Genomic DNA, 2,885 nt, shown 5'->3' with positions numbered 1-2,885 from the left:
TCTACTACCATCAAGTCCAATTCACCTGACACTTCCAGTGCCATTGGCATATTGTACTCCGCCGAGCCTCCTTGTAGTTGGTCTATAAACCACAATCGTCGCTGCGCAAAAGAGCAAACTGATAATAATTTTCTGTTTTTAGAATCTCTTTTGCTGATCTTATTGACTGGAGCCTCTGCTGACTTTTGCTGCAAAAATTCCAGTAAAGCATCTTTGTTGTTTTTAATCAGTTGAACAGTTTCTTGATCTAGACGCGCTTTTGAGGACTTCGCCTTCAGCTTTCCATTCTCAATGAAAACCAATGTTCCCTCAGAGATCAGCTTGTTATAGAGATCATTCATATTATTTCTCAGTACCTTAATTTTTATTATTCATCCCACCAAATGCAGTTGGCAGAACATCAAAACTTAAAATAAAACAACTCACGCCAGACATTTGGACCTATCTGATAGTCACTAAACTGCAATAGCTCAATTACAAACTTCATATTCTTACGCTCCGACTCCCTAGGATAACAGGGCACCAGTTTTATGTTGCCGGTAAGGATTTTTATTAGTAAAAACGCATATAGCATTACAGATCACTAGACGTAATCCTAATCACAAGAACTTTTTTGCGCATTAATACTGTTCATACGGCAAAATCAGCATGTTTAACGAAACACACTTCAACAATATGAGTTTCCAAAAGATGTAAATTACTCAACAAAATAACGAGAATAGCTTAATGGTTAAGTCAGAGTTATACCTACTCTTTTAGTACTTCAGATAACTCACAATTCTCAGCTTACACCTAAGATCTAAAACTTATTATTCGCCTCTATAAAACGATTCATTGGCTATCACCAGTTGCTGAGTTTTACCTTCAGCAAGCGCATCCGCGATAAAATTAAATGATGCTCCCTCTTGTGCTTTGTTTGCTATGTAAGCACCGCAACTCTGTAAATACATCATTGATCAAGATCTCAATAGAGACATGAGCCCTCGAAGCATATAAACAACTCACGCGTGAGATACTTATGAAACTTTCAGGATTAAATTGATACTTTAGTAAACAGTTTTAGCAAATCGTAAGATACGTCATCACATCGTGACTTGCAACCTTTTCAAAAACAAATTCGCTTTCGACTTAAAACTGGAATTATAAGCTTTAAATTCAAAGTTTTAGAAAGTTCTGGTGCGCTTTCACTTATAAAAGCGCACCTAAACCCACGGAAAAGTTGATTAAAACTCGTACTCTAAGGCATCTTCAGAATCCATAAGCTCTTGAACTAAAGACTTTTCTTTATCAATTTGCTCACATAATAAACACAACTCTGCGATACTAGAAATATCATACAGATTCTTCAGCTCTATGTTTGTATAACCATTCGCTTTAAGCTCGGCAAGCAGTCTTATAGCCATTAAAGAATGCCCACCTAGCTCAAAGAAGCTGGCTTTCAAGCTAACACTACAGGTTTCCAACTGCAGAAGGTTCGCAACAATATCAACAACTAGAATTTCAACATCTGTAGTTGCGGCAACATACTCCACATGCATTGAACTACTATCTGGGGTAGGTAAAGCCTTCCGATCGACCTTACCATTCGCTGTTAATGGCCACTCATCTACAACCACGACTAAACTGGGGATCATATGTTCAGGTAGCTCCACACTGAGCCCCTTTTTCACTTTGTCATTTAGCGCAGAATGGTCAAGTCCATAGCTTTCAATTGATGGCTTGATATAACTTACTAACTGGGTCGAACCCGCAATCTCTTGCGCTACAACCAAAGATGAGTCAACGCATTCTAAACCACTTAACTGATGCTCGATCTCGCCCAATTCTATACGCAATCCACGAATTTTTATTTGGTGATCTATCCTCCCCTGATATTCAATTTCACCATCCTTTCTTATACGCGCTAAGTCTCCTGTTTTATAGAGCCTTTGAGAACTTGCTGCTTGGTTTCTATCATAAAAAGGGTTGGCAATGAAGCGTTCAGCGGTTAACTCTTCTCTATTTAAATAACCGCGAGCAAGACCATCTCCGCCAATATGCAACTCGCCCACAGCTCCTTCCGGTACCAAGTTAAGATAAGGGTCAAGAATGAGCAGCTGGATATTATCAATTGCCCTACCAATAGGAACTCCTCGACTAATGTCACCAGCACAGTCCCAATAGCTGACATCAATAGCGGCTTCCGTTGGACCATATAAATTATGCAGTTCAGAGTAAGGTAGTGCTTTCCTAAACTCTTCCACATGGCTTTGCTGTAATGCTTCACCACTACAAAAAACTTGTTCTAAGCTGCGACAATTCGTAAATTGCTCGTGCTCTAAGATCAATCCTAGCATTGATGGGACAAAGTGCATTTTAGTTATACTATGCTCTTGAATAAGTTGGCATAGGTATTCAGGTTCTTTGTGTCCTTCAGGGCGAGCTACGACTAGCTGTGCACCGTAGGCAAGCGTCCATACAAACTCCCATACAGAAACATCGAAACTATAAGGCGTTTTTTGCAGTACTTTATCACTGCAATTCATACCGTATTTATTATGCATCCAGTGGATACGATTATATAGTGCTTGATGCTCAACCATAACCCCTTTTGGTTTACCTGTTGAGCCAGAGGTATAAATAACATAAGCAAGGTGTTTTGATCGTAACCCTAGCTCTGACTTATCAACGCAGCTTACATTGTACGATTCAAACTGAGTTAAATCATCAAGGTTAATAGTCGGCACATTAAAGTTCTTTACTACATCCCAGCTCTTACTCTGCGTCAGTACAACATTGAAGGCTGCATCGTCCATCATGTATGCTAAACGCGATTGAGGATAGCTCGGATCTAGCGGCACATACGCGCCTCCTGCTTTTAATATCCCCAATATACCCACTACCAT

Annotated in this window: 3 protein-coding genes; all 3 read right to left on the bottom strand. The window is 39.7% G+C overall.

Annotated features, from left to right (window positions below; all coding sequences use genetic code 11):
* Window positions 1-341 (bottom strand): hypothetical protein (locus NO992_RS23270; RefSeq protein WP_371380783.1); only part of this gene is annotated, 341 nt, incomplete at its 3' end.
* Between the two features lie 468 nt (window positions 342-809).
* Window positions 810-953 (bottom strand): hypothetical protein, encoded by a 144-nt coding sequence (locus tag NO992_RS23265; protein ID WP_019647633.1) that lies wholly within the window; start codon window positions 951-953, stop codon window positions 810-812.
* A 270-nt stretch (window positions 954-1,223) separates the two neighbouring features.
* A partial coding sequence (locus NO992_RS23260) for an amino acid adenylation domain-containing protein (protein ID WP_371380780.1) occupies window positions 1,224-2,885 on the bottom strand: 1,662 nt, incomplete at its 5' end.

The sequence above is a fragment of the Pseudoalteromonas sp. DY56-GL79 genome (genome assembly GCF_041414765.1).
GTDB lineage: Bacteria > Pseudomonadota > Gammaproteobacteria > Enterobacterales > Alteromonadaceae > Pseudoalteromonas > Pseudoalteromonas piscicida.
Note: the sequence above shows the minus strand (reverse complement) of the source record. Positions and strands in the feature narration are given on the sequence as shown.

What these genes read in the sequence shown, in the direction of transcription:
- NO992_RS23265 (WP_019647633.1), bottom strand. Translation starts at nt 953, where the DNA reads ATGATGTATTTACAGAGTTGCGGTGCTTACATAGCAAACAAAGCACAA.